Source organism: Collinsella aerofaciens (assembly GCF_901212495.1).
GTDB lineage: Bacteria > Actinomycetota > Coriobacteriia > Coriobacteriales > Coriobacteriaceae > Collinsella > Collinsella aerofaciens_H.
In genome coordinates, this window is record NZ_CAAKNY010000079.1 from 18,100 (window position 1) to 41,391 (window position 23,292).

A 23,292-nucleotide genomic window follows, 5' to 3' on the forward strand; every position below is an offset into this window, starting at 1 on the left:
CATCGATGTGTTGGCAACGCCAGCGAGCGGACCGCATTTGAGACAAGGTGGCGTGAAACGAAAGGGCGCTGACCTTCTGGTCGCGCCCTTGAAGTTGAACGTCAGATTGTCCAAATGTGGCCCGCGCAGCGACGAGCCGTTACGCGGTTCGTAGAACCGCGTAACTCTTAATACATCTTTGCGCCGGCAGGGATGGAAGCGTCGAGCTGGATCAGGTTGAGGCGCTCCTCGCCCTCCTCCTCGTGGATAGCGCTGATCAGCATGCCGCAGCTGGGGATACCCATCATCTTGCGCGGGGGCAGATTGGTGATGGCAAGCAAGGTCTTGCCGACCAAGTCCTCGGGCTCGTAATAACCGTGAATACCGGAAAGGATGGTGCGGTCGGTGCCGGTGCCGTCATCGAGCGTAAAGTTCAGCAGCTTCTTGGACTTCTTGACGGCCTCGCATGCCTTGACCTTCACGGCGCGGAAGTCGCTCTTGGAGAAGGTATCAAAGTCGACGAACTCCTCAAACAGCGGCTCGACGGCAATCTTGGAATAATCAACCGTGGGCTTGAGCGGCTTGACGAAGGGGCTCGCGGTGTTGCCGGCCTCGGCAGCCTTGGCAGCAGCGGCACCGGACTGGAAACCCTTCTCGGGCTTCATGTGCGGGAACAGCAGCACGTCGCGGATGGAAGCCTGGTTGGTGAGCAGCATGACCACACGGTCGATACCGATACCGATGCCGCCCGCGGGAGGCATACCGTATTCGAGGGCGCGCACGTAATCCTCGTCGTACTCCATGGCCTCGTCGTCGCCACCGGCCTTCTCGGCCATCTGGGCAGCGAAGCGCTCGGCCTGGTCGACCGGGTCGTTGAGCTCAGAGAACGCGTTCGCGTACTCGTGGCCGGCGATGACCAGCTCAAAGCGATGGGTCAGGCGCGGGTCATCCTCAAAGCGCTTGGCAAGCGGGCTAACCTCGATGGGGTAATCGCACACAAAGGTGGGGTTGACGATGGTGTCCTCGCCCAGCTCGTCATAGATCTCGGCGATGATCTTGCCGGCAGTCCACTCAGGCTTGATTTCCAGGCCCTTCTCGCGTGCGGCGGCAGCAAGCTCCTCAACCGGCGTGTCGATGGTGACCGGCTTGCCAATCACGTCAGAAACGATATCGGTCATGGAACGACTGGCCCACTCGCCGGACAGATCGATGGTCTGGCCCTGGTACTCGATAACCTCGGGGTTGCCGATAGCCTTGTTAGCGGCCTTAATGACACCCTGGGCGAGCGCCTTCATGCCCTCGAGATCGGAGAAGGCACGGTAGGCCTCCATCGTGGTGAACTCGGGATTGTGGGTAAGGTCCATGCCCTCGTTGCGGAAGATACGACCGATTTCGAACACGCGCTCAAAGCCGCCGACGATGCAGCGCTTGAGGTGCAGCTCGGTGGCGATACGCAGGTAGCATTCCTGATCGAGCGCGTTGAAGTGCGTGATGAACGGCTTGGCAGTAGCTCCGCCCTGGATGGTCTGCAGGATAGGAGTCTCGACCTCCATGTAGCCATCGGACTCCATAAAGCGGCGGAATGTGGAGAGGATCTGCGAGCGCTTGCGGAAGGTCTCGCGAACGTCATCGTTGGCGATCAGGTCGACATAGCGCTGACGATAGCGGGTCTCTTTGTCGGAGAGACCGTGGAACTTCTCGGGCAACGGGCGAACGGCCTTGGACAGCAGCGTCGCGCTCTTAGGGGCAACGGAAAGCTGGCCACGCTGGGTGCGCACGACTACGCCGGTCACGCCCAGGATGTCGCCCAAGTCGAGGGCCTTGAGCGTGTTCCAGGCGGCGTCATCCATATCGTTGATGCGGCAGAACAGCTGGATCTCGCCGGTCGCGTCGCGCACGACGATGAACATGATCTTGCCCTGACCGCGCTTGGCGACCACACGGCCGCCGATCTTCACGACGTCCTCGGTGTCCTCGCCATCGGCGAGCTCGGCGTACTTAGTCTCGATGTCGACGACGTAGTCCTCAATCTCGGAGTGCTCGGGATACGGGTTCTGGCCCGCCTCGAACAGGGAGGCACGCTTGGCCAGGCGGGTGGCGCGCTCGTCGTTGAGCGTCGATGCCTGATCGGCGGCGTTCTGGTTTTCTGCCATAAGATAGCTCCTCAAACTAAAACGCTCCCCAGGATTCGGTCCCAGGGAGCGAAAACATACCTTTACGCGGGACCGTGGTCTAGCGTGCGATCTTGGCGATGGTGTAGATACGGGTCTTGCCGGAAGGCGTAACGACCTCGACGGAGTCGCCCTCGCCATGACCGATGATGGCGTGGCCGACCGGAGACTCGTTGGAGATCTTGTGCTCGAGCGAGTTGGTCTCAGTGGTACCGACAAGCGTGACGTCCATGAGCTCACCGTTGGGGTCAACCAGGGTGACGGTCGAGCCAATGGAGACGGTCAGGTCGCCCGTGCTGGCAGCGATCTGAGCGTTGGCGAGGATGGCCTGGATCTCGGCGATACGAGCGGCGTTCTGGGCCTGCTTGTCCTTGGCGGCATCGTACTCGGAGTTCTCCGAAAGGTCGCCGAACGCGCGGGCTTCCTTGATGTCCTCGACGATCTCCTTGGCGTAATCGCCCTCACGCCAAGCGAGCTCCTCGACGAGCTTCTGGCGGCCCTCAGCGGTCAGTACGATCTGGCTTGCGTCCATACGGATATCTCCCCAACTCTGATGTAACGATCAACTGTCAACAAAACGAAAAAGACCGGCTAGCCTGCGGGCAAGCCGGTCAGGTGCTCACCCCAAAGGGATGGGACTACTCTGCGTCCGCGTCGCTGTCCTCTGCCTTCTTTTGCTTGGCGGCAGCGAGCTTGGCCTCGAGCTCTGCGATCTCCTTGTCCTCCTTGGACTCCTCGACCACAACGTCCTCGGCCTGCTTGGTTTCGCCCTTATCATCGCCCTCCATACCTTCGCGGATATTCTTGACGGTAGAGCCGAGGGACTTACCGAGCTTCGGCAGGTTCTTGGGCCCAAAGATAATCAGGACAACGACGAGAATAATGATGAGCTCAGGAGCCCTCAGTCCAAACATGTAGACCTCCACAATACAGCGAGACAAGCTCGAATGAGTATACCGCGGGTATCGCGGTATCACAACAATAGCTAAAAAAAGGGACCGCAAGAAGCGGTCCCTCCTCGTGCTCTGGTCGGGTTGACTGGATTTGAACCAGCGACCCCTGCGTCCCGAACGCAGTGCTCTACCAAACTGAGCCACAACCCGTTAGCTCGACTATAATAACAAAGATCTCCGTCGTGTGCCAGAGAAATTTTTACTTCTTTGGCGCTTCAATGCGAACCGTGTTGGGAATGAACTCCGTCGCGCAGGCCCACCAGCCGTTTTGTTGAGCGTCTGCCGCAAGATTGACTGCCGTGGCGGCGGTATCGCAGAGAGCAAACGAACAGGCACCCGAACCGCACACGTCTGCGGCAATAGTACCGTCCTGTGAATGAAGCCAGTCGAGCACCGTTTGAATCCGCGGCTCCATCTGCGCGGAAATGACACCCAGGTTGTTATGGACGAGCGCGTAGGCCGCCTCTGCGTCTCCCGAGCGAAGAGCGGATGCAATCGCTCCGGGCTTGTCCGCAGGCGCTGGGGTCTCGTCAAAACGTCGATAGGCTTCAATGGTTGAAACGCTTGCCTCGCGCGGCTTAACCAGTACGACGGGCGTCGTGGGCAGCGCAGGGTACTCAGTTGCCAGCACGTCTCCCCCACCCACGTAGAACGCAGGGCTCGCGTGCAAAAAGAACGGGACGTCGGCGCCAATGCCGCGCGCGATGTTGTCCAGCGCGGGATCGGCACGGTCGATGCCCCAACGCTCCGCCAAGGCGACAATGACCGCCGCGGCATCCGTCGAAGGACCGCCCAGGCCGGCACACAACGGGATGCTCTTCTCGATCGTGATGCAGACATTGGCTTCGCGACCATAATGCTCGGCCATAGCAGCGGCCGCACGATACGCCGTATTCTTTTGCATAGGAAAGTCGGATGCCGGAATCGTCTGGACGGTCAGCGCCTGTGCCGGCGTGACCGTCACGGTATCGGCAAGACCGACGGCTGCCATCAGGGAATCGACCTTATGGTAGCCGCGGTCGTCGCGCGCGGTATGAACCCCCAGATAGAGGTTGATCTTTGCCGGCGCGGAAAGGGTCAGGGACCAATCGGTCACCGCTAGTGCTCCTCGAGCTGATTGCCGAGCGGGGTAAAAATGTGCTCGCCGCTCTCGGGGTCGAACAGCTCGACCTGGCCGGTGAGAACATCAATATATTGGTAGGACTGACGCGACTTGCGGCCACGGCGCTCGTCGACCTCGACGATAAAGACTGCCGGATGGACGCTCTTGATGGTGCCCATGCGCTCGACGACGCGGGTGCGGCCCATGTTGGCCTTCACTTTAACGCGATCGCCCACCATATCGGTCAGCTTCTCGTGGATGTCGTCGACGTGATTGACTTCCATCTCTTCCATGAACAGGGCCTCCAGAAGGTGCAATTCAAAAAGGGGATAATACCCCTAAGATAGACAAAACTCTAATACTGTAGCACCCTGCTGCCGTCATACGCAAGTAGTTAAATAAGCCCCGTCCCAAATTCGTACCAGACGACAACCTCACATGACTAGTTCACGTCAGCGAACGGCCACCATTCGAGCCAAGGTGTCGCGAAAGAGGAGCGACGCGTACTTTTGTACGCGAGCGACGGTTTGAGCGACAGATTGGCCGAATGGTGGCCGTGCAGCGTCGAGTAGTTACGCGGTTTGGTAATACCGCGTAACCTAAAAGTTGTCGGTATCGAGGACTATGGTGAATGGACCGTCGTTGACGAGGTCGACCTTCATATTGGCGCCGAAGATGCCATGCGCTACGTGCTCGACGTCCTCGCGCACAAGCGTCAGGAAGTACTCGTAGAGCTCGTTGGCGACATCGGGGGCGCCGGCATCCGTAAACGATGGACGGCGGCCGTGACGGCAATCGGCGAACAGCGTGAACTGCGACACCACGAGAACCTCGCCGTCGACATCGGCAAGTGCCAGGTTGGTCTTGCCGTTGTCGTCCTCGTTAATGCGCAAGCCCCGGAGCTTGCCCCACAGCTTATCGGCCTCGGCGCACGTGTCGCCATGGCCCACGCCCAGCAGTACCAGGTAACCACGGCCAATCTTCCCCACGCACTCGCCGTCGACCGTCACACCGGCATTGAGCACGCGCTGCACCACCGCACGCACGGCCTACTCCTCGCCCGTCAGCTTGGCAGACAGGTGCTCGAGCGCATGGAAGCGATGGCTAATGGCGTTCTTCTCGTCCGCCGTCAGTTCGGCCATGGTCTTGCCCGGCGTATCGACCGGCAAGAACAGCGGATCGTAGCCAAAGCCATGGTCACCGCGGCCCTCATGCGCGATAACGCCTTCGCAGGCGCCCTCGCCATAGGTGACCAGGCCGTCTGTATCGATAAGCGCGACAACGCTCATAAAGCGTGCAGTGCGGTCCTCGTCGGCCACACCCTCCAGATTCACGAGCAGCTTGGCATTGTTAGCGGCATCGTCACCGTGCACGCCCGCGTAGCGCGCGCTATACACACCCGGATCGCCATCCAAGGCATCGACAACCAGGCCCGAATCGTCGGCGATGGCCATAAGCCCCGTCTCCTCTACCGCGGCCTGCGCCTTGATGATGGCGTTATCCAAAAACGTCGTGCCGTTTTCCTCGGGGTCCTCAAAATCGCCCAGCTGGCCGAGCGCCACAAAGCGAACCTCGGGCATAACCTTGCCCAAAATGGCCTCGATCTCGGTGAGCTTATGGGCGTTGCCCGTTGCCACGACGATGGTCGCCGCCGGGTCAAGGGTGTCGATGTCAATCTTCTCAAGTGCCATGAGTGGTCTCCTTGTCTCTATAGCAATGCCGTGTTGAGGACGACGAGGCCTCGGCCTCTCCCCCTCTTAATCAGCGGCAGTCTTATACTTCGACGTTTTCCCAGATAAAACCTGCCAAAATAAACCTGTCCCTTTTTGGCAGGTTAGGCGAGGGCTTGGCGCTGGAGCTCGATGAGCTCGGCAATGCCCTTGTCGCCCAAATCGAGCAGGGCATTGAGGCGCTTGCGGTCGAAGGGCGCCTGCTCGCCAGTGCCCTGGAGCTCGATCATCTCACCGGTATCGGTGGCGACAAGGTTCATGTCGACCTCGGCATGACTGTCCTCGGAATAATCCAGGTCGAGCAGGGTGTTGCCGTCGACAACGCCCATGGAAATCGCGGCGACCTGACCCGTGAGCGGGATGCGCTCGAGCTTACCCGCCTCGACCCACATGGCAAGGGCGTCGTGCAGTGCCACCCAGGCGCCGGTAATGCTCGCCGTTCGCGTGCCGCCGTCTGCCTGAATCACGTCGCAGTCGACGATGACGGTGCACTCTCCGAGCGCCTTCATGTTGACGACGGTGCGCAGGCTACGGCCGATCAGACGCTCAATCTCCATGGAGCGACCCTTGCGGTTGGCGTGCTCGCGCTTGCAGCGCTTGCCGGTCGATGCCGGCAGCATGGCGTATTCCGCGGTTACCCAACCGGCCTTGGCGCCCTTGCGCCAGCCCGGCACGCCCTCCTCGATGGTGGCAGCGCACAGCACGCGCGTATCGCCAAACTCCGCCAGGCACGAACCGTGGGCGTGCTTCATGACGCCACGGGTGAGCTTAACGGGGCGCAGCTCATAGGCGGCGCGGCCATTGGCGCGATTGACCTGCATATACTCCATAGAAAAATCCTTTCGGCAAAAGATGTGGCGACGGCTTTGGCGGCTGCCTTACATCTATTTCAGCTCATCGATATCGATATGCTCAATGCTCTTGAGCGGCTGGCCAAAGATAAAACTGCCCGCCACCGCAAACTCGGCAATGTTATCGGCCGTCGTCGCAAAACGATGCTGCGGCTCGGCTGCGTCGCCCGCCAGCTGCTCGCGGCGCATGAGAATATCGGTCAGCTCGCGCGTGGTCTCCTCGGCGGAGCTCACCACGCGCACCCCAGACCCCAACGCATGGCGAATGGGCCCCGCGAGCAGCGGAAAATGCGTGCAGCCGAGCACCACGGTATCGATGCCGTGGTCGCGCAGCGGTTCAACCGTGGCGCCGACCAGCGCGCGTACGGCAGGCGTATCGAAGATGTCCTCGTTCTCGAGCCACTGCTCTTGCAGATGCGCGCCCGAGGCGAGCTCGTGCTCAACGACCTCGACAAAGCTCGAGGCAGGGCAGCCGTATACGTCGACGCCGGCATCCAGATCCTGAATGGCACGCGTGTAGGCGCCTGAGCGAATGGTGAGGTTGGTCGCGAGCACGCCCACCCGGCGCGTGCGGGTGCTGTTGATTGCCGCGCGTGCGCCTGGTGCAATCACACCGATGACGGGAACGTCGAGCACCTGCTGGGCCAAACGCAAAGCCGCTGCAGTCGCCGTGTTGCAGGCGATGACCATGATCTTGACGTCGTGCTTCGACAGCCAACGGCCCGCCTGCAGTGCAAACGATCGCACCTCATCCTCGGTGCGCGTGCCATAGGGGCAGCGCTTGGTGTCGCCAAAGTAGTAGACGGACTCGTGCGGCAGCGCCGTCGCAATCGCGCGCGCAACCGTCAGACCGCCCAAACCAGAATCGAACACGCCAATCGGGCGCGTGTCGCCTGCCGGATTCTCGATATCGGACATGACCTCACCAGATTCTCTCTCGAAAAGATATGGCTCAGCGCGATAGAACCGCACTACGAACGGGCCGCGACCAGCAGCTCGGCCGTTGCCGCCCAGCCGTCGACAATCTTGCCGCGCGTGACGTAGGCGTTATCGCGAGTATCCAGGAACTCGGGCGCGCCGGCGCTGGTCAGGCCGTTCTCGACCAAACAGAACGTGCCCACGTGGTCGGCCATGTAGAAGTCGGACTCGGAGTCGCCGAGCGCCAGCGTCTCCTCGCGCTCGATACCCAGATGCTCGCAGAAGCGCGCAATGGCAACGCCCTTGTTGAGGCCGGCGGGATTGATGTTAAACGCGCGGCCATCCTCGACGCGTTCGAGCTCGAGCGTCGTCGGCTTGGACAGATGCGTCAGGTGACCGTTGCAGGCCCAGACCAGGCCGCAGCCGGACTCGTCAAGAATGGCCTGGACCTCGTCGTCGGGCACATCGCCGCGCATGCCGACGGTGACCTCGCGGTACTTGTAGCCAGTCGACATGTCGTTGTGGTACTCGATCTTATGCGGCCAGCGGGCAAGGATCTTCTCGCACACGCCGGTCTGCTCGATCACCTGATGCGGCGTGAGGCCGCAGGCGGGGTCGTAGGGCATATCGCCGGTCAGATACTCCCAATCGTTAGCCTTGAGATCGTACATGACCAGACCACCCATCTCGCCGATGTAGGAGTTGAGGCCAAGCACGCGCGCATCCTCGTGGATCATGGTGCGGTTGCGGCCCGAGGTGGGGACCACCTGGATGCCGGCGCGGGCAAGTGCCACGACAGCCTCGACGAGCTTGGTCGAGGGGTTGCCGTCGTTGTCGCGCAGCACGCACGAGCCGGGCGCGAGCATGGTGGCGTCCAGGTCGGTAAAGACGTACTTAACCTTGGCAAGACGCTCGCGCATCTCGCCCGAAAGCTCAGCGACGGTCGGCAGGGTATTGTGGGACATGGTCACTCCATTACGTAGAAGGGGCTTCTGGTCTTAGGCGGCGCGCCTCGCTTGAGGGGAAACGCGCTTGCAACGGCAGCGCACTCAGGACGCCGCCCTCATCGCAGTTCATTAGTCAAACTGGGTAACATCGATTAAACGATTGGCAAGCGAAAGATCGCTCTCGATGGGTACGAACTCATCACCCACGTGCATGAGCTCCTCGTCGCCCTTTGCCAACAGCAAGACGATGGTGGGCGCATCGGGGCTGACGTATTCCTCGCGCGCCGCCTTGAACGCCGCGTGCACAGCAGCCTCGCGATCGAGGATAATCTTGTTCGGGGTATCGTCGGGAACATGCTCGGCAAGCTCGCGACAGACCTTCATCGGGTCCTCGTGAGCCGGATCCTCGTTGGTAAAGACCAGCAGATCAGAATATGGTGCGGCCTCGCGCGGAAGCTGCTCACGGCGCTCCTGCGCCTTGCCTCCAGCGGCACCAAACAGCGCAATGACCGGGCTGGCGGGAAACGCTCGTTTGACCGACGAAAAGAGCGAGCGGAACGAGAGTTGGTTGTGAGCGTAGTCAACAACGCAAATCACGCGGCCATCCTTCGACTCCACGACCTCCATGCGGCCCGGCACACGCAGCTTGGAGAGGCCCTTCTTGATGGCATCGATACCGATGCCGATCTCGCGCGCGGCGGCGATAGCGACCAGCGCGTTCTCAACGTTGAAGTCTCCCGCGATACCCAGCAGGACCTTCTCCCCCGCCTCGGGCTTGTCGGCTCTCATGCCATGCAGATTAAACTCGATGTTAAAGCCGACCATGCGGACATCGCTTGCCCACAGGCTCGCCTCGGGATGCTCGACGCCAACGGTCACCAAGTTCTCGGCCGTCGACGCGGCCTCCAGTACGCGTTCGACTTCATCGGTGCCCAGATTTACCACGGCGGTCTTAGCCTGATCAAAGATCCTGAGCTTGCTCTCAAAATAATCCTCGAAGGTCGGGTGCTCGATCGGCGAGATGTGGTCACGCCCGATGTTGAGGAAACACGCCACGTCAAACGGCAGGTTCTCGACGCGCTGGTACTTGAGCGCCTGGCTCGAGACCTCCATGACCATGGACTGGCGACCAGACGCGCGGCAGTTGGCGATATGGCGCCAGACCTCCGGGGCCTCGGGCGTGGTGTTGGTGCTCTCGTAGCACTCGATACCATCGTCGGTACTCACCGAGCCGATCATGCCACAGGACTCGCCCGCCGCCTTGATGATGGACTGGAGCATAAAAGCGGCCGTGGTCTTTCCCTTGGTACCGGTGATGCCCACGATCTTAACGTCATGGTCGGGACGGTCGTAGACCTCCGGCGGCAGCAGGGCCATGGCCGTGCGCACGCTGGCCACGACCAGCATCGCAGCACCACTCTCCTGCGCCAGCGGTTCCAGAGACTCAACCAGCGACTCCTCGCACACAAATGCGACGGCGCCCGCATCGAGCGCCATGCTCAAAAACGCGGGCTTAAAGGCAGCGCCCTTGCAAAAGAACACGTCACCCGCCGAAACCGCGCGCGAATCAAATGAACAGCCGGTCACGGCACGCTCGTCAACCTGCTCCGAAGCACGCAGCTCGCCGCACACATCGAGCAGCTTGGCAAGCGTATCGACCGTGGTCACGGCCGCGGAATCCGAATGGTGCATCTTTCACCTTTCTCAGCCATTTGGCAGGGACGGTTTTCATAGTAACTGAAACGTGCTCGCGCAAAAACGGCTCCCGGAGGAGCCGTTACGCGCAGGCATTCGTAAGCCGAGACTAGGCAGCCTGAACAGAAGGCTGGTCCTCGTCGATAAAGAAGCGCTTGTACCACACCAGGAACACGAGCGGTGTATAGATCTTGCGCTGGAAATCGCCCTTGCCTGCAAAGTGCAGGTCGAGCAGGTGCATGAGCTCGTCGGTATCGAAGAACTCGCTTGCCCACGGCGCGGTGAAGTACGTCTTGACATAGTCGTACCACTTTTGCTCGCGCAGCCAGTAGACAATCGGCACCGGGAAGCCCACCTTGGGACGAGTGGCCCACTCATCGGGCAGCGACTTGTTGGCAGCGTGGCGGAGTACCTGCTTGTTGCCGTTCTCGTTGATGCGGTAGCGGTCGGGAATGTGCTCGGCGAACTCCATGACCTTGCGATCCAGGAAGGGCACGCGCAGCTCCAGCGAGTGCGCCATGCACATCTTGTCAGCCTTGAGCAGAATGTCGCCCGGGAGCCACATGTTCATGTCCAGGTACTGCTTCTTGACCAGCTCGGGCTGGCCCTTCACGCGCGCGTAGATGGGTGCAGCGAGCTCGAAGGCGCCGTCGCCGGTGTTGTACGCGGGCTTGAGTACGCCGTCGACCTCGCGCTCAGGCCATACCAAAGCCTGGCCCAGGAACGACTTCTCGGGGATCTCGGCACCCTTGACCAGAAAGTTATGGCCCTTGAAGTACGGCATATGCAGCGCCAGGTTACCGAGCGCGCGGCGAATGGGCAACGGCACCATCTTTTTGTACTTGCGCACCGGAACCGTGTCCTCGTAGTAGGCGTAGCCGCCAAAGAGCTCGTCGGCGCCTTCGCCCGAAAGCACGACGGTGACGTCTTTGCGCGCCATCTCAGCCAAGAACCACAGCGGCACAGACGACAGGTTGGACTGCGGCTCGTCCATGTGATACTGAATGTCCTCGAGTGCGCCAAAGAACTCGTCGGCGGTGATCATCTTGCGGACATTCTCGACGCCGAGCTTATCGGAAAGCTCCTTGGCGTAGTTGGTCTCGTTGAAATTCTTGTAATCGAAGCCCACCGAGAAGGTCTTGTCGGGCATGAGACAAGCGGCAATATAGCTGGAGTCGACGCCGCCGGAGAGGAAGGAAGCGACCTTAACATCAGCGATGCGGTGGGCCTCGACGCTCTCGTGCACAACCTCATCCAGCTCGTCGACGTACTCCTCGAACGGCTTCTCGACGGCAGAGTAGTCGCAATCCCAATAGCGCTCGATGTTCATCTTGCCGGTCGGGATGTCGACGGTAAAGTAATGCGCCGGCGGCAGCTTGTAGACACCCTCGAAGAAGGTCTCCTCGGTTGCCGAATACTGCAGCGTCATGTACGGACGCAGGGCCTTTTTGTTGACCGCCTTGTGGAAGTGCGGGTAGTCCAGGAAGCTCTTGATCTCGGAACCAAAGAGCACACCCGGCGCACCGTCGCCCGCATCGGCCATGGGATAGTAGTAGAGCGGCTTGATGCCAAAGATATCGCGGGCGCCAAAGAGCTTGTTCTTCTTCTTGTCCCAGATGACGAAGGCGTACATACCGCGCAAGCGATCGAGTACGGCCTCGCCCCACTCTTCGTAGCCGTGCAGGAGGCTCTCGGTGTCGGCGCCGCAGTGGAAGTTATAGCCCTTGGCCTCGAGCTCGGAGCGAAGCTCCTGGAAGTTGTAGATCTCGCCGTTGAAGACGATGACGACGCTGCCGTCCTCGTTGGCCATGGGCTGAGCGCCAGCCTCGGTCAGGTCGAGGATCGACAGGCGGCGGAAGCCCAAGGCAACGCGGCCATCGATAAACTGACCGCCCATGTCGGGACCGCGATGGACGATGCGGTCCATCATCTTGGTGAGCACCTCGGATTGGTTATCCGTCCCACCGACAAAACCGACAAAACCGCACATATACTATCCCCTCTGCTGTTGCTGGGTATCAAATCGAATCAGTAGCTTTTGAGTATACCCGAGGGTGTAAAGAGGGACGGAATGTTCAGGCAATCTCAACTGAATCAGCTCCGCGCCGACACGCACCGGTTACCTTTAATGGATATGAGGTGAATGGGGCGATTGTTTTGCTATACTCTCTCCGCACGGGCGATTGGCGCAACGGTTAGCGCAGGTGCTTTACACGCACAAGGCTGGGGGTTCGAATCCCTCATCGCCCACCACTTGTTTTGATAGGCTCCCAGCGATGGGAGCCTTTCTTGTTAGGGCCCAGTGCATGGGATTCGAACCCGCAAGGGTGCGGAGCTGAGAAAACGCGCAAGCGTTTTCCAGCGCAGCACGCGAGGAGCGAAGCGACGAAGCGGAAGCGGGCGGCGAAGCCGCACGCGACATCCCTCATCGCCCACCACCGAATTGGAAACGGTCCTCGAAAGGGGGCCGTTTTTGTATGGGCCCATTTCGTGGGATTCGAACCCGCAAGGGTGCGGAGCTGAGGAAACGCGAAGCGTTTTCCAGCGCAGCACGCGAGGAGCGGAGCGACGAAGCGGGGCGCGGGCGGCGCCAGCCGCCCGCGGACATCCCTCATCGCCCACCACTGATTTGACAGGCTCCCAGCTATGGGGGCCTTTCGTTTTTGGGCCCATCACAGAGGGATTCGCACCCATCAGCACGTCTGTCACAAAGGTCGTGGCCAAAAAATGGCAAAAATGAGTACTGCTACTTTGCTTGCAACATATAAAAAGATAGTATTTGCTTAAGTTACGCAACATATGTCCATTATAAGGACTCACAGTTGGATCAAAAGCGTGCATTTATCGCGCATTTTGTCTTGCTATCTGGCCTTATTAGTCCAAAATTGCTGCTACCAAATCGGTAGCAGTACTCATATTTGATGTTTTTTGACCAGCAGGTATCCCCGCCTTAGCAAATCGATAGCAAAACGGGCTCCAGACCGCTGAATCGTACCGCTATGGCACGTCCGCAGTCCGGAACCCGGTCCAAATTGAGTTATTGCGCTGTGTTAGGCCAAAACGTCCGACAAAATCTCGATCAGCCTGTCCACGTCAGCTTCCTCGCAGACAAGCGGCGGCAGGAAGCGCAGCGTATGAGCACCCGTAGCGTTAATCACGGCACCGGCCTCCAACGCTCGGGCAACAATATCATGCGCATCGCCCGCAGCGTCATCCAGATCGCAGCCGAGCATCAAGCCGCGACCGCGTACCTCGACCACATGCGGCAGTTTGGTGAGCTTTGCCTCCATATAAGCACCCACCTTGGCAGCATGCTCGCCATAATCACCGCGCACGAGCGCGGAGAGCGTCGCGGCGCACGCCGCAACAGCCAAGCAGCTACCGCCAAAGGTCGAGCCGTGGTCACCCGGCTTAAACACGTCGGCGATCTCTTTCTTTGCCACCACGGCGCCCATGGGCACGCCATCGGCAATGCCCTTGGCAAGGCTCATAATGTCGGGCTCCACGCCATAGGTCTGGAATGCAAACGGCTTGCCGGAGCGGAAGATGCCACACTGGACCTCGTCGGCAATAAGAACGGCGCCCACCTCGTGTGCCAAGTCGCGCGCCGCCGCCATAAACTCCTCGGTCATGGGGTGCACACCGCTCTCGCCCTGAATCGGCTCGAGTATGACGGCGCAGACCTCGCTTCCCAGCCGCTTAAAGATCGAGCGCAGTTCGTCGATATCGTTGGGTGTGCAGGCCACAAAGCCACCCGGCAGCGGACGGAAACTGTCCTGCAGCCAATCCTGCATGGTGGCGGCAATGGTCTCGAGTGTACGGCCGTGGAAGCCACCGCGCATGCATACGATGGTGTTGCCGCCGTTACCAGCACGCTTGGCGTACAGACGCGCGAGCTTCATCGATCCCTCGTTGGCTTCGGCACCAGAATTGGCAAAGAACGTCTCCCACACCTGCTCGTCCGCAGCCGGGGCACCGAGCGCAGCGGCCGTGGTCTCATCGCCGGCGGCAATGGCATCGGCCAGAACGCACGCACCATCTACGTCGTCGTTGGCGAGCTTGGACAGCAGCGCCGCGACCTGTCCACGCTGCTCGATGTAGAAGTAATTGGAGACATGCATGAGCTTTTTGGTCTGTGCCTCGAGCGCCGAGAGCACTGCAGGGTTGCCGTGGCCTAGGCTGCATACGCCGATACCGGCTAGAAAGTCGAGGTACTCGCGGCCATCGTCGTCGGTGAGCTTCATGCCGTGGCCTTCGACAAACTCTACCGGAGAGCGACCAAAGGTATGCATAACGTAATGGGATTCGAGCGATTGTTGAGTTGCAAGTGACATGGGATGCCTTTCGTTGGGCGCCGTACGGCGCAGGGCTATGGGTGCAGGGACGCGACGACCGCGGGTCAGCTAGACCGTCTGGAGCTTCTCGACCTCGTCGAGGTTCTCGGTCAGGCGCGCCGCAAACGTCGAAAGCGGGTGCGGATGCGTATCGAACTCGTAGGCCGTCTCGGTGGAGTGGATCACGGTACCGACGCCAGCATCGGTCAGCAGCTCCAGCAGCAGCGAGTGCGGCGTCGTGCCGTTGATGATGTGGGCTCGGAACACGCCAGCGGTAAGCGCATCGACGGCGGCGCGCAGCTTGGGAATCATGCCCTTGTCGACCTCGCCGCCGTAGAGCATCTCATTGACCTCGTCGAGCGTCAGGTTGGAGATAAGCGAATCCTTGTCGCTAAAGTCCTTGTACAGACCGTCGACGTCGGTCAAGAAGATCACCTTGTGCGCATGAAGCGCCGCCGCAACGGCGCCGGCGGCGGTGTCGGCGTTGATGTTGAAGAAACCGCCGTCCTCCCCCGCCGCGACGGTAGCGATAACGGGGATGTACTCGCTGTCGAGCAAACGCTCGATATAGTCGGTGTTGACGTGCGTGACCTTGCCTACGCGGCCGAGCTCTGGGTCGAGTGGCTCGGCGATAAGGGTACCGGCGTCGCTGCCGGACACGCCCACGGCCAGGTTGCCGTGGTGGTTGAGCGCCGCGACCAGCTCCTGATTGACCTTGCCGCCCAGTACCTCGCGCACGATATCCATGGTGGCAGGCGTAGTCACGCGCTGGCCGTTCTTAAACTCGACGGGGATGTCGTAGTGGCTGAGCGCCTCGTTGATGGCCTTGCCGCCACCGTGCACGATAACAGGGCGCATGCCGATAATCTTGAGCAGGACGATGTCGCTCATCACGTCACGACGTAGCTGCTCGTCGACCATGGCGGCACCGCCGTACTTGATAACGACCGTCTTACCGGTCAGGTTCTTAATCCACGGCAGCGCCTCGAACAGCAGCTGCGCGGTAACTTCGTTGGATTCGCTCGAGCGACAATCGCGTGCGAACTTCATAGTCTGCCTCGTCTTTCGTGTAGCTATCGCGCCGTACCTCGTTGCCCGCGATTGCAGCGGGACGAGCGGCACATCGGGAGTCTAGGAACGGTAGTCGCCGTTAATGGAGATGTACTCGTGCGTGAGGTCGCAAGTCCACACGGTGGTCGCCGCGTCCCCTGCGCCCAGGTCTGCCGAGATCACAATCTCGGGCGCCTCAAAGCGACGCAGCGCCTCGTCCTCGTCAAAGGGAACGGTCAGGCCATCACGGCAGACGGGCATGCCCATCATGTCGATGGACACATCTTCTTGGTTGAACTGCACGCCGCACTTGCCGAGCGCCATGGCAACGCGGCCCCAGTTGCAGTCGTGGCCGGCGATGCAGGTCTTGACGAGCGGCGAGTTGGCGACAGCACGAGCGGCGATATCGGCCTCCTCGTCGTTCACGGCGCCGGTGACGTTAACCGTCACGAGCTTGGATGCGCCCTCGCCATCTGCGGCGATGTTGCGCGCCAGGCTCTCGCACACCTCATGCACGGCAAAGGCCAGCTCGTCGAAGGCGTCAGAGCCCTCGACAATAGGCTCGGCATCTGCGGCAGCGCCGGAAGCAAGCATGATGCAGGTGTCGTTGGTCGAAGTATCGGAGTCGACCGTTACCTTATTAAAGGTCTGCTTGACGGTTGAGAGCAACAGGGCGTGGAGCGCCGCCGGCTCAACGGGGGCATCGGTGGTGATGACCGCGATCATGGTTGCCATGTTGGGCATGATCATGCCCGAGCCCTTGCACATACCGCCCACCGTATAGGCATTGCCTGCGTGCCCCGCGGCCTCGCTGCGGTAACACACGGCATACTCCTTGGAGTGCGTGTCGGTCGTCATGATAGCGCGGGCGGCATCGGCGCCACCGTGGGCGGAGAGCGCTTCGTAGGCGGCAGGAACGGCAGTCTCAAACGTGTCGATCGGCAGAATCTGACCAATTACGCCCGTGGAGGCGACCAGAATCTGCTGGGGCTCGCAGCCGATGACCTGCGAGGCGATGTTGCAGGTCTCTCGCGCGCAGGCAAGACCGGTCTCCCCCGTGGCGGCGTTGGCATTGCCAGAATTGACCGAAACGCCGGCAATGACGCCGTAGCCCTTGTCGGCGCCGCCCAGGTTGGCGCGGCTCACCTGCACGGGCGCCGCACAAAATCGGTTAGTCGTAAACACGCCGGCCCCGGGACAGGGCTTATCGGGCACGACGAGTGCGTAATCCAGGCGCTCGGGATTCTTGCGGAATCCGGCATGGATGCCCGCCGCCTTAAAGCCGGCTGCCGCCGTTACGCCGCCCTCTACGGCATGAATCTTGATATCGAACTGCTCTGCATTCATCGTCTTTATGACTCCTTATGTCAAACAGAAAATGGGCATCGGTTGGTGCGCCCTGCCAGCCACAATCATGAGACCAGCTTAAGAGTGGCGCCCCACCCGATGCCCGACTACCAAATCGTTAACAATCGAATGTGCTACACCGGGCACGCCACTGTGGGCAAGCCTCGTCGCTCGTCAAAACCAAAGACGATGTTGGCGCACTGGACCGCCTGGCCTGCTGCACCCTTGCACAGATTGTCGATGGCGCCCGTAGCCACCAGAACGCCCGCGCGCTTGTTGAGCGCGAGGCCGATCTGGGCGGCGTTGGTGCCGACGACCGAAGCCGTCTTGGGCTGCTGGCCGGCATCGAGTACGCGCACGAAGGTGCGACCGGCGTAGAACTGCTGGTAATGGTCGACAACATCCTCGAGGGTCAAGGTATCGATAGCCGTCGCCGTAAGCGGCATCGTCACCGTAGAGAGCAGACCGCGCTTGAGCGGTGCCAGGTGCGGGGTAAAGACGACACGATCGGTTAGGCCCAAGATCTGCTCGATTTCGGGCGTGTGACGATGCTTGCCCACGCCATAGGCCTCCAGGTTTTCGTCCGCGCTGCAAAAATGCGTACGGGCGTTGCAGGACTTACCGGCACCCGTTACACCGCTGATAGCGTCAACGATCACGGGGCCGCTCTGGGCAACCCAGCCGGCGCGTACGGCAGGTGCGGCGGCAAGGCTCGTTGCGGTGGGATAGCAACCGGCGCAGGCGACCAGTACGGGCTTGCCATCGGCGTGGTCGGATGCAGCGGTCTCCAAATCCTGGCAGAACAGCTCGGGCAGGCCGAAAGCGCGGGTCTTGAGCAGCTCGGGGCTCGTGTGCTCGGCGGCATACCAAGCCTCAAAGGTAGCCGGATCGCTCAGGCGATAGTCGGCCGAGAGGTCAATGCAGGAGACGCCCGCGGCAAGCAGGGCGGGCACCTGTGCCATGGCGGCCGTGTGCGGCACGGCCAAAAAGACCGCGTCGCAGTTCTTGAGCTCGGGGGCATCATGCGTCGTGAAGACAAGGTCGCTTACGCCGGTGAAGCTCGGGTACACCGCAGACAACGGCTGGCCGGCATCGGCATTGGACGTAATGGCAGCAAGTTCAAACTCGGGATGACCGAGGACGAGGCGAATAAGCTCGGCGCCGGCATATCCAGCCGCACCGACGATTCCAACCTTTAAAGACATATCAGACTCCTTGTCTGCAGTTATGCACCAATGCGCATCCCGCAGCCGTCGTTATGAAGTGGGTTGAAACTTTAGCACCAAAAGATGCATATATACGCAAATCTTTTGTATATTCATGCATTGAAACAGTCCCGACACATTCACTCGAAGGAATTGACAAATAAATGCGGGCCCCATATTGCCCAGTGCGCCTTACGGTGACGTTGCAATGTGGGGCCCGCTACATGCGGGAATTTGAATTGTCGAAGCTTGCTGAGAGACTCGTTTAGAGCTCGACCGGCACCCATTCGTCATGGTTGCAGATAAAGGCCTCGGGTTCCTCCACGCTAAAGAAGACGAGCGTGGGATCGCCTGCGCCCTCGTAGTGCTCGCCTAGGCGCTCCAGGTGCTTCCAGCCTGCCTTGCGCATATCGGGAGCGGCCTGGTCATCCAGACCCGCATACCCGCGCAAGATGAGCCAGCCATGGCCCGGCCACCAACTCGTGGCCTCAAAGCGTTGATTTTGCAGCAGCTCTTGCCACACGTCTTTGGTGCGCGCCGTTACAAACCACAGCTTGCCGTCCTGGATCTGCGCAAACGAAAACGGACGCACATGCGGCTGTCCGTCAACGCTCGTCGCCAAATACCATGCCGGCACCGACGTCAGATACTCCAACACCGTATTCAATCCGTCCATGTGTCCTCCTGACGCTCGCAATTTTGAGATGATTTTTCTGGGACGGGGATTAAATAATCATTCGGCACCCAATGATTATTTAATCCCCGTCCCAGAAAAAATCATCCCATGTGCCCAAGGTAGCTAAAATAGCCCCGTCCCAAATTAACTGCCCCGGAATACTGATTGGTGAGCGTTAAAGCTCCAGGCGCTCCTCGCTACCGTCGATATCACAGAAGCGGGCGGCGATATTGCGCACCGAGAAAAACGCAAGGCGGCCGTCGTTGGCGCCCTCGTGGTCTTCGCCGATGCCCACCATGTGCTTAAAGCCGGCTTGGCGCACCCGGTCGCTCACGACCGCGTCGTCCTCGAACGCGGCCTCGCCGGTCAGCACAATCCAACACTCCCCCGGCTTCCAACCCGAAACCTCAAACTTGGGGTTCGCGCTGAGCTCGGCCCACACGTCCTTATCGCGCGAGGTGCAAAACCACAGTTTGCCATCATCGACCATGGCAAACGAGAACGGCCTCACGCGCGGCTGATGTCCGTCCGCCACGTCAATCGTGGCGAGATACCACGCCGGAATACGCCTAAGATACGAACAGGCGCGCTCGAGCTGCGCAGTGCGGTCGTTGTCGGTCATTGGGGCCCCTTTCCTGCGCTCGAATCGCGCCTAAACAAGTTGAAGATTGATGGCGATGATGCAGACGAGCAGCAACGCCGTAACCATCGCCGCCAACGCATCGCCGCGGCCAAATGCAAGCGCATGCAGACGTGTGCGGCCCCGCTCGCCATGATAGCAACGGGCATCCATGGCGGCAGACAACGTCTCGGCATGACGAAACACGCCCGTAAACAGCGGAATCGCCACACTGCCGAGCATACGCACGCCGCCGCGCGGGCCTCCCGTCACGCGCGCACCGCGGCTTGCTTGCGCATCGGCCGTCTGCTTCATCTCGGTGGCAAACTGCGGCATAAAGCGCAGCGCGATACCCATGATCATGCCGAGCTCGTGCGCAGGAAGTCCCACACGCGCAAACGGCGCGAGCAGGCGCTCAAAGCCCGCGGTGAGGTCGAGCGTCGGTGTGGTGAGCGTGATAGCGCTCATACCGGCCATCATCAAGGTCAGACGGCACGCCATAAAGGCGGCGGAATGCAGCGAACCCTCGCTTATCTGCAAAAAGCCGAGCTGCCACAGAATGCGCCCGCCCTGGTCGGAAAACAGGTTGAGCACCGCGACCACCGCGACGATCGCCAGCAGCGGCGCCATCGATGACAGGACGCGACGAGCCGGCACCCGGGACACGGCATAGATCAGGACAACGAAGATTGCGACCGGGACCAGTCCGCGGAAGCTGCTGACCGTGAGCGCCGTGATCAGAAACACAAAGCCCAAGAGCAACTTGGTTCGCGGGTCCAAGCGGTGGATTGCACTATCGCCGGGATAGCAGCTGCCAAACGAAAACGCCTCCATTAGCAGCCCTCCTCTCGCGCGACCGTCTTGGGTGTAGCAATGTCCGCGACGTTAGAAGGACCGTCCGAGCGACCGATTAGCAGGTCCACCAACTCGTCTGCCAGCGACTCAACCGTATAGAGGCCGTCAAAGTGCAGCGGCACGCCTGCCTTCGCAAGTGCCAGCGCCATGCGCTGGGCAGTGGGAACACCCAAGCCGATCGACTTGAGCTCATCGGCATGCGCAAACACCTGCGCGGGGGCTCCCTCGGCAAACACCGTGCCTTCGTTCATTACGACGATACGGTCGCAGCAATTGGCAAGGTCATCCATACTGTGCGAAACCATGACAACGGTCAGGCCATCGCGGTGAAGCCGATCGATGAGCTCCAGGAAACCACTGCGCGCCGCCGGATCGAGTCCCGCTATGGGCTCATCGAGTACCAGGACCTCGGGCTCCATGGCAAGCACGCCAGCAAACGCCACGCGCCGCTGCTGCCCGCCCGAGAGCTCAAAGGGACTCTTGTCGCCCACCGTGGCCAAGTCGAGGCCCACGCGCGCGAGCGATGACTCAACGCGGCGGGCAACCTCGTCTTGCGACAGGCCAAGGTTGTGCGGACCAAATGCCACGTCCTGTGCCACGGTCTCGGCAAACAGCTGACGCTCTGGATACTGAAACACCACGCCGACCTTTGCCTTAACCGCGGCGGCATCTTTCTTGTTTACCAGGTCGAGCCCCAACGCGTAAACGGAACCCTCCTGGGGACGAATCAGGCCGTTGAGATGCTGAACCAGCGTCGACTTACCCGAACCGGTATGGCCCGCAAGGCCCAGGAACTCGCCACGACGCACCGTTAGCGACACATCGCGCAATGCCCAGGGGCTGCTAGGGTCGTTGCCCCAGAGGGCCTGTTTGTTCGATGCACTCTCGGCGGCCGAGCGCTTGTGCCAACGGCGACGCTCGCGGGCGCTCAGCGAATAGCTATACGAAAGGTGCGAAATCTCGATGACGGGCTCCAGCGCGTCTGCACCATCGATTGCAGAGGAGACGTTGTCGGGAATACGAGGATCGGATGCGAAAGGCCGCCCGGCGATGCCTGCCCTACTCCGCTCGGCATAAGCCTGCGCTATATCGGCGACCATATCCGCCTCGCGCACCTGTGCGCAAATGGGCACGCCCTTCGCGCGAAGCGCCCTGCCAAGACAGCACGATGGCGGCATATCCAGGTTCAGCCGCGCGAGTTCGTCCGCCCGCGTCAAGATCTCCTCGGGCGTACCGAGCATGGCAACGCGGCCCGCTTGGAAGACAGCAACGCGATCGGCCTCAGCGGCCTCTTCCATAAAATGTGTAATCATCACGATGGTCATGCCGCGTTCGTGCAGCGCGTGACAGGCCTCCATAAGGCCCTTGCGCCCGCGCGGATCGAGCATCGAAGACGCCTCGTCCAAAATGAGCACGCGCGGCTCCATGGCGAGCACGCCGGCAAGCGCCACGCGCTGCTTTTGTCCGCCCGAGAGAGCGTGGGTCTCGTGTCGCTCAAAGCCCACCAGACCCACGGCCTTCAGCGCCTCGCGCACGCGCTGTGCGATCTGGGCCGATTCAACCCCTAAGTTCTCGGGACCAAACGCAACATCGTCCTCGACAAGCGTCGCCACAAGCTGATCGTCGGGATTCTGGAACACCATGCCCGCAGTCGAGCGGATGTCGTAGACCAGCTCGGGATCGGACGCGTCCATGCCGTTGACGCACACCGTTCCCGTATCGGGCTGCAGCAGCGCGTTCAAATGCTTGGCAAACGTCGACTTGCCCGACCCGTTTCCGCCGAGGATGCAGAAAAACTCGCCATCCTCGATGTTCAGATCGATGCCATCGAGCGCCGGTGCCGCACCGTCATAGCTAAAGGAAACGCCCCGACACTCAATCATGCGCGGCCTTTGACCTGGTCCTTCTTGGGCGTAATGAGATTAGAGACCGCCTTGTACACCGCCAGCGTCAACACCGAGTTGAGCACGGTCTTGATAAGGTTGAACGGCAGCACGGCGGGAATCATGAGCGGCAAAATCACGTCGACCGAGCCATACCAGAACCAAACGCCAATGGTCAGATTCGCGACCATAGAAAGCGCCGTAGCGGCAATAACGCCCAGCGCCAGGCCAATCACGGCACCCTTGTAGGTGCGCATCTTCTGATAGACGATAGCCGCAGGCAGGATATAGCCCAGCGTGGCAACTAAATTCATAAGCGCACCGACCCAATCGCCCGTGGTAAGCGCATGGATAACGATCGCCATAGCGGCAACAGCGGTGCCGGCGCCAGGGCCATACGCAAATCCACACACCATCGCCGGCACCAGCGACGGGTCATACGTCAAAAACGGCGCCGAGGGGAGGATGGGCAGCTGCACATACATAAACAGGGCGCCCAAGGCGCACATCAACGCCATGGTAACGAGCTGTTTGGTGCTCCACCTATTCGTGTTCTCAAAATGGATATGCTGCGACTGTTCAGACATAAAATCACCTGCCTCTTTCATCCGGACTCTAACCGTTGGTACTGGGATCTCACCAGTTCAGCCGGCATGCGAACCAACGCACACACGGGTCGCGGACTCATCGGCTCGGGCGCAGGCACTTTACCTGCGCCACGGCGCCCCTTTGGCACCGCCCGATTTACCGCCAGTGGGGAATTCCACCCCGCCCTGAAACAGCAATTGCAAGTGTAGCACCAGTAGGCTTTCGCGCAAGTATGCCAAGGGTAATTTGTGGTAGGGAAACGCTCCAGAAATACACCCGGGACAAGTTGGAACGACAACCACGTTCTCCGTTCAAGCCAAAGTGGTGCGCCTTTCGCGCAAAGCGCGAAACAGCAAAAGGGACGCGTATTCCCATCAACCACGTCCTTC

The 23,292-nt window shown here is 60.6% G+C and carries 21 protein-coding genes, 2 tRNA genes and 1 riboswitch; of the genes, 1 reads left to right on the forward strand and 22 read right to left on the reverse strand.

The genetic code is table 11. The features are described from left to right. Nucleotides 1-167: 167 nt before the first annotated feature. The 13 genes from lysS to asnB form a co-directional block, all read right to left on the reverse strand. Nucleotides 168-2,132 (reverse strand): lysine--tRNA ligase, encoded by a 1,965-nt coding sequence (gene lysS / locus SFLMC1_RS09585; protein ID WP_152073395.1) that lies wholly within the window; start codon nucleotides 2,130-2,132, stop codon nucleotides 168-170. A gap of 79 nt (nucleotides 2,133-2,211) precedes the next feature. Then, nucleotides 2,212-2,682, reverse strand: a complete 471-nt coding sequence (greA, locus tag SFLMC1_RS09590) for a transcription elongation factor GreA (protein WP_152073394.1) — start codon at nucleotides 2,680-2,682, stop codon at nucleotides 2,212-2,214. Nucleotides 2,683-2,788: 106 nt separating this feature from the next. Beyond that, nucleotides 2,789-3,064 carry a twin-arginine translocase TatA/TatE family subunit gene (gene tatA / locus SFLMC1_RS09595; RefSeq protein WP_152073393.1) on the reverse strand — a complete coding sequence of 92 codons (276 nt, stop codon included), beginning with the start codon at nucleotides 3,062-3,064 and terminating at the stop codon, nucleotides 2,789-2,791. A gap of 112 nt (nucleotides 3,065-3,176) precedes the next feature. Further along, a tRNA-Pro gene (locus tag SFLMC1_RS09600) sits at nucleotides 3,177-3,253 on the reverse strand. 49 nt (nucleotides 3,254-3,302) lie between these two features. After that, the gene (gene ispE / locus SFLMC1_RS09605; protein ID WP_222838068.1) at nucleotides 3,303-4,199 is read right to left on the reverse strand and encodes a 4-(cytidine 5'-diphospho)-2-C-methyl-D-erythritol kinase; all 897 of its coding nucleotides are present in this window, start codon (nucleotides 4,197-4,199) and stop codon (nucleotides 3,303-3,305) included. A gap of 2 nt (nucleotides 4,200-4,201) precedes the next feature. Next, entirely contained in the window at nucleotides 4,202-4,498 is a 297-nt protein-coding gene (locus tag SFLMC1_RS09610) for a Veg family protein (protein ID WP_006234957.1), read from the reverse strand. Nucleotides 4,499-4,804: 306 nt separating this feature from the next. Beyond that, nucleotides 4,805-5,251, reverse strand: a complete 447-nt coding sequence (gene dtd, locus SFLMC1_RS09615; protein ID WP_152073392.1) for a D-aminoacyl-tRNA deacylase — start codon at nucleotides 5,249-5,251, stop codon at nucleotides 4,805-4,807. 3 nt (nucleotides 5,252-5,254) lie between these two features. Continuing rightward, nucleotides 5,255-5,896, reverse strand: a complete 642-nt coding sequence (rdgB, locus tag SFLMC1_RS09620; RefSeq protein ID WP_152073391.1) for an RdgB/HAM1 family non-canonical purine NTP pyrophosphatase — start codon at nucleotides 5,894-5,896, stop codon at nucleotides 5,255-5,257. A 143-nt stretch (nucleotides 5,897-6,039) separates the two neighbouring features. Continuing rightward, on the reverse strand, nucleotides 6,040-6,765 hold the full coding sequence (gene rph / locus SFLMC1_RS09625; RefSeq protein WP_152073390.1) for a ribonuclease PH: 726 nt from the start codon (nucleotides 6,763-6,765) through the stop codon (nucleotides 6,040-6,042). A 54-nt stretch (nucleotides 6,766-6,819) separates the two neighbouring features. Next, nucleotides 6,820-7,704, reverse strand: coding sequence for a glutamate racemase (gene murI, locus SFLMC1_RS09630; RefSeq protein WP_152073389.1), 885 nt, complete (start codon nucleotides 7,702-7,704; stop codon nucleotides 6,820-6,822). A 53-nt stretch (nucleotides 7,705-7,757) separates the two neighbouring features. Then, complete coding sequence (locus tag SFLMC1_RS09635) at nucleotides 7,758-8,669, reverse strand: HAD family hydrolase (RefSeq protein ID WP_152073388.1); 912 nt, start codon at nucleotides 8,667-8,669, stop codon at nucleotides 7,758-7,760. Between the two features lie 111 nt (nucleotides 8,670-8,780). Continuing rightward, nucleotides 8,781-10,343, reverse strand: coding sequence for a Mur ligase family protein (locus SFLMC1_RS09640; RefSeq protein ID WP_152073387.1), 1,563 nt, complete (start codon nucleotides 10,341-10,343; stop codon nucleotides 8,781-8,783). A gap of 112 nt (nucleotides 10,344-10,455) precedes the next feature. After that, nucleotides 10,456-12,336, reverse strand: coding sequence for an asparagine synthase (glutamine-hydrolyzing) (gene asnB, locus SFLMC1_RS09645; RefSeq protein ID WP_152073386.1), 1,881 nt, complete (start codon nucleotides 12,334-12,336; stop codon nucleotides 10,456-10,458). Between the two features lie 187 nt (nucleotides 12,337-12,523). Here asnB and SFLMC1_RS09650 point away from each other — a divergent pair. Then, nucleotides 12,524-12,599: transfer RNA gene (locus tag SFLMC1_RS09650), tRNA-Val, on the forward strand. Nucleotides 12,600-13,396: 797 nt separating this feature from the next. Here SFLMC1_RS09650 and SFLMC1_RS09655 read toward each other — a convergent pair. The 9 genes from SFLMC1_RS09655 to SFLMC1_RS09695 all read right to left on the reverse strand — a co-directional run bounded on the left by SFLMC1_RS09655 (nucleotide 13,397) and on the right by SFLMC1_RS09695 (nucleotide 22,902). Then, entirely contained in the window at nucleotides 13,397-14,680 is a 1,284-nt protein-coding gene (locus SFLMC1_RS09655; protein ID WP_152073385.1) for an aminotransferase class III-fold pyridoxal phosphate-dependent enzyme, read from the reverse strand. Nucleotides 14,681-14,749: 69 nt separating this feature from the next. Then, nucleotides 14,750-15,730 (reverse strand): acetylglutamate kinase, encoded by a 981-nt coding sequence (gene argB, locus SFLMC1_RS09660; RefSeq protein WP_152073384.1) that lies wholly within the window; start codon nucleotides 15,728-15,730, stop codon nucleotides 14,750-14,752. Nucleotides 15,731-15,811: 81 nt separating this feature from the next. Continuing rightward, nucleotides 15,812-17,077: a bifunctional glutamate N-acetyltransferase/amino-acid acetyltransferase ArgJ gene (argJ, locus tag SFLMC1_RS09665; protein ID WP_187323943.1), complete on the reverse strand. Its 1,266-nt coding sequence runs from the start codon at nucleotides 17,075-17,077 to the stop codon at nucleotides 15,812-15,814. A gap of 134 nt (nucleotides 17,078-17,211) precedes the next feature. Next, complete coding sequence (gene argC / locus SFLMC1_RS09670) at nucleotides 17,212-18,282, reverse strand: N-acetyl-gamma-glutamyl-phosphate reductase (protein WP_152073382.1); 1,071 nt, start codon at nucleotides 18,280-18,282, stop codon at nucleotides 17,212-17,214. Nucleotides 18,283-18,547: 265 nt separating this feature from the next. Next, nucleotides 18,548-18,958, reverse strand: coding sequence for a pyridoxamine 5'-phosphate oxidase family protein (locus SFLMC1_RS09675; protein WP_152073381.1), 411 nt, complete (start codon nucleotides 18,956-18,958; stop codon nucleotides 18,548-18,550). A 175-nt stretch (nucleotides 18,959-19,133) separates the two neighbouring features. After that, a complete protein-coding gene (locus SFLMC1_RS09680) occupies nucleotides 19,134-19,580 on the reverse strand; it encodes a pyridoxamine 5'-phosphate oxidase family protein (protein WP_152073380.1) in 447 nt (148 codons plus the stop codon). A 30-nt stretch (nucleotides 19,581-19,610) separates the two neighbouring features. Beyond that, nucleotides 19,611-20,411: an energy-coupling factor transporter transmembrane component T family protein gene (locus tag SFLMC1_RS09685; RefSeq protein WP_152073379.1), complete on the reverse strand. Its 801-nt coding sequence runs from the start codon at nucleotides 20,409-20,411 to the stop codon at nucleotides 19,611-19,613. After that, on the reverse strand, nucleotides 20,411-22,315 hold the full coding sequence (locus tag SFLMC1_RS09690) for an energy-coupling factor transporter ATPase (RefSeq protein WP_152073378.1): 1,905 nt from the start codon (nucleotides 22,313-22,315) through the stop codon (nucleotides 20,411-20,413). Before SFLMC1_RS09690 ends, SFLMC1_RS09685 begins: the two co-directional genes overlap by 1 nt. After that, on the reverse strand, nucleotides 22,312-22,902 hold the full coding sequence (locus SFLMC1_RS09695) for an ECF transporter S component (protein WP_226814201.1): 591 nt from the start codon (nucleotides 22,900-22,902) through the stop codon (nucleotides 22,312-22,314). Before SFLMC1_RS09695 ends, SFLMC1_RS09690 begins: the two co-directional genes overlap by 4 nt. 5 nt (nucleotides 22,903-22,907) lie before the next feature. Then, nucleotides 22,908-23,100: riboswitch (FMN riboswitch) on the reverse strand. Between the last annotated feature and the right edge of the window lie 192 nt (nucleotides 23,101-23,292).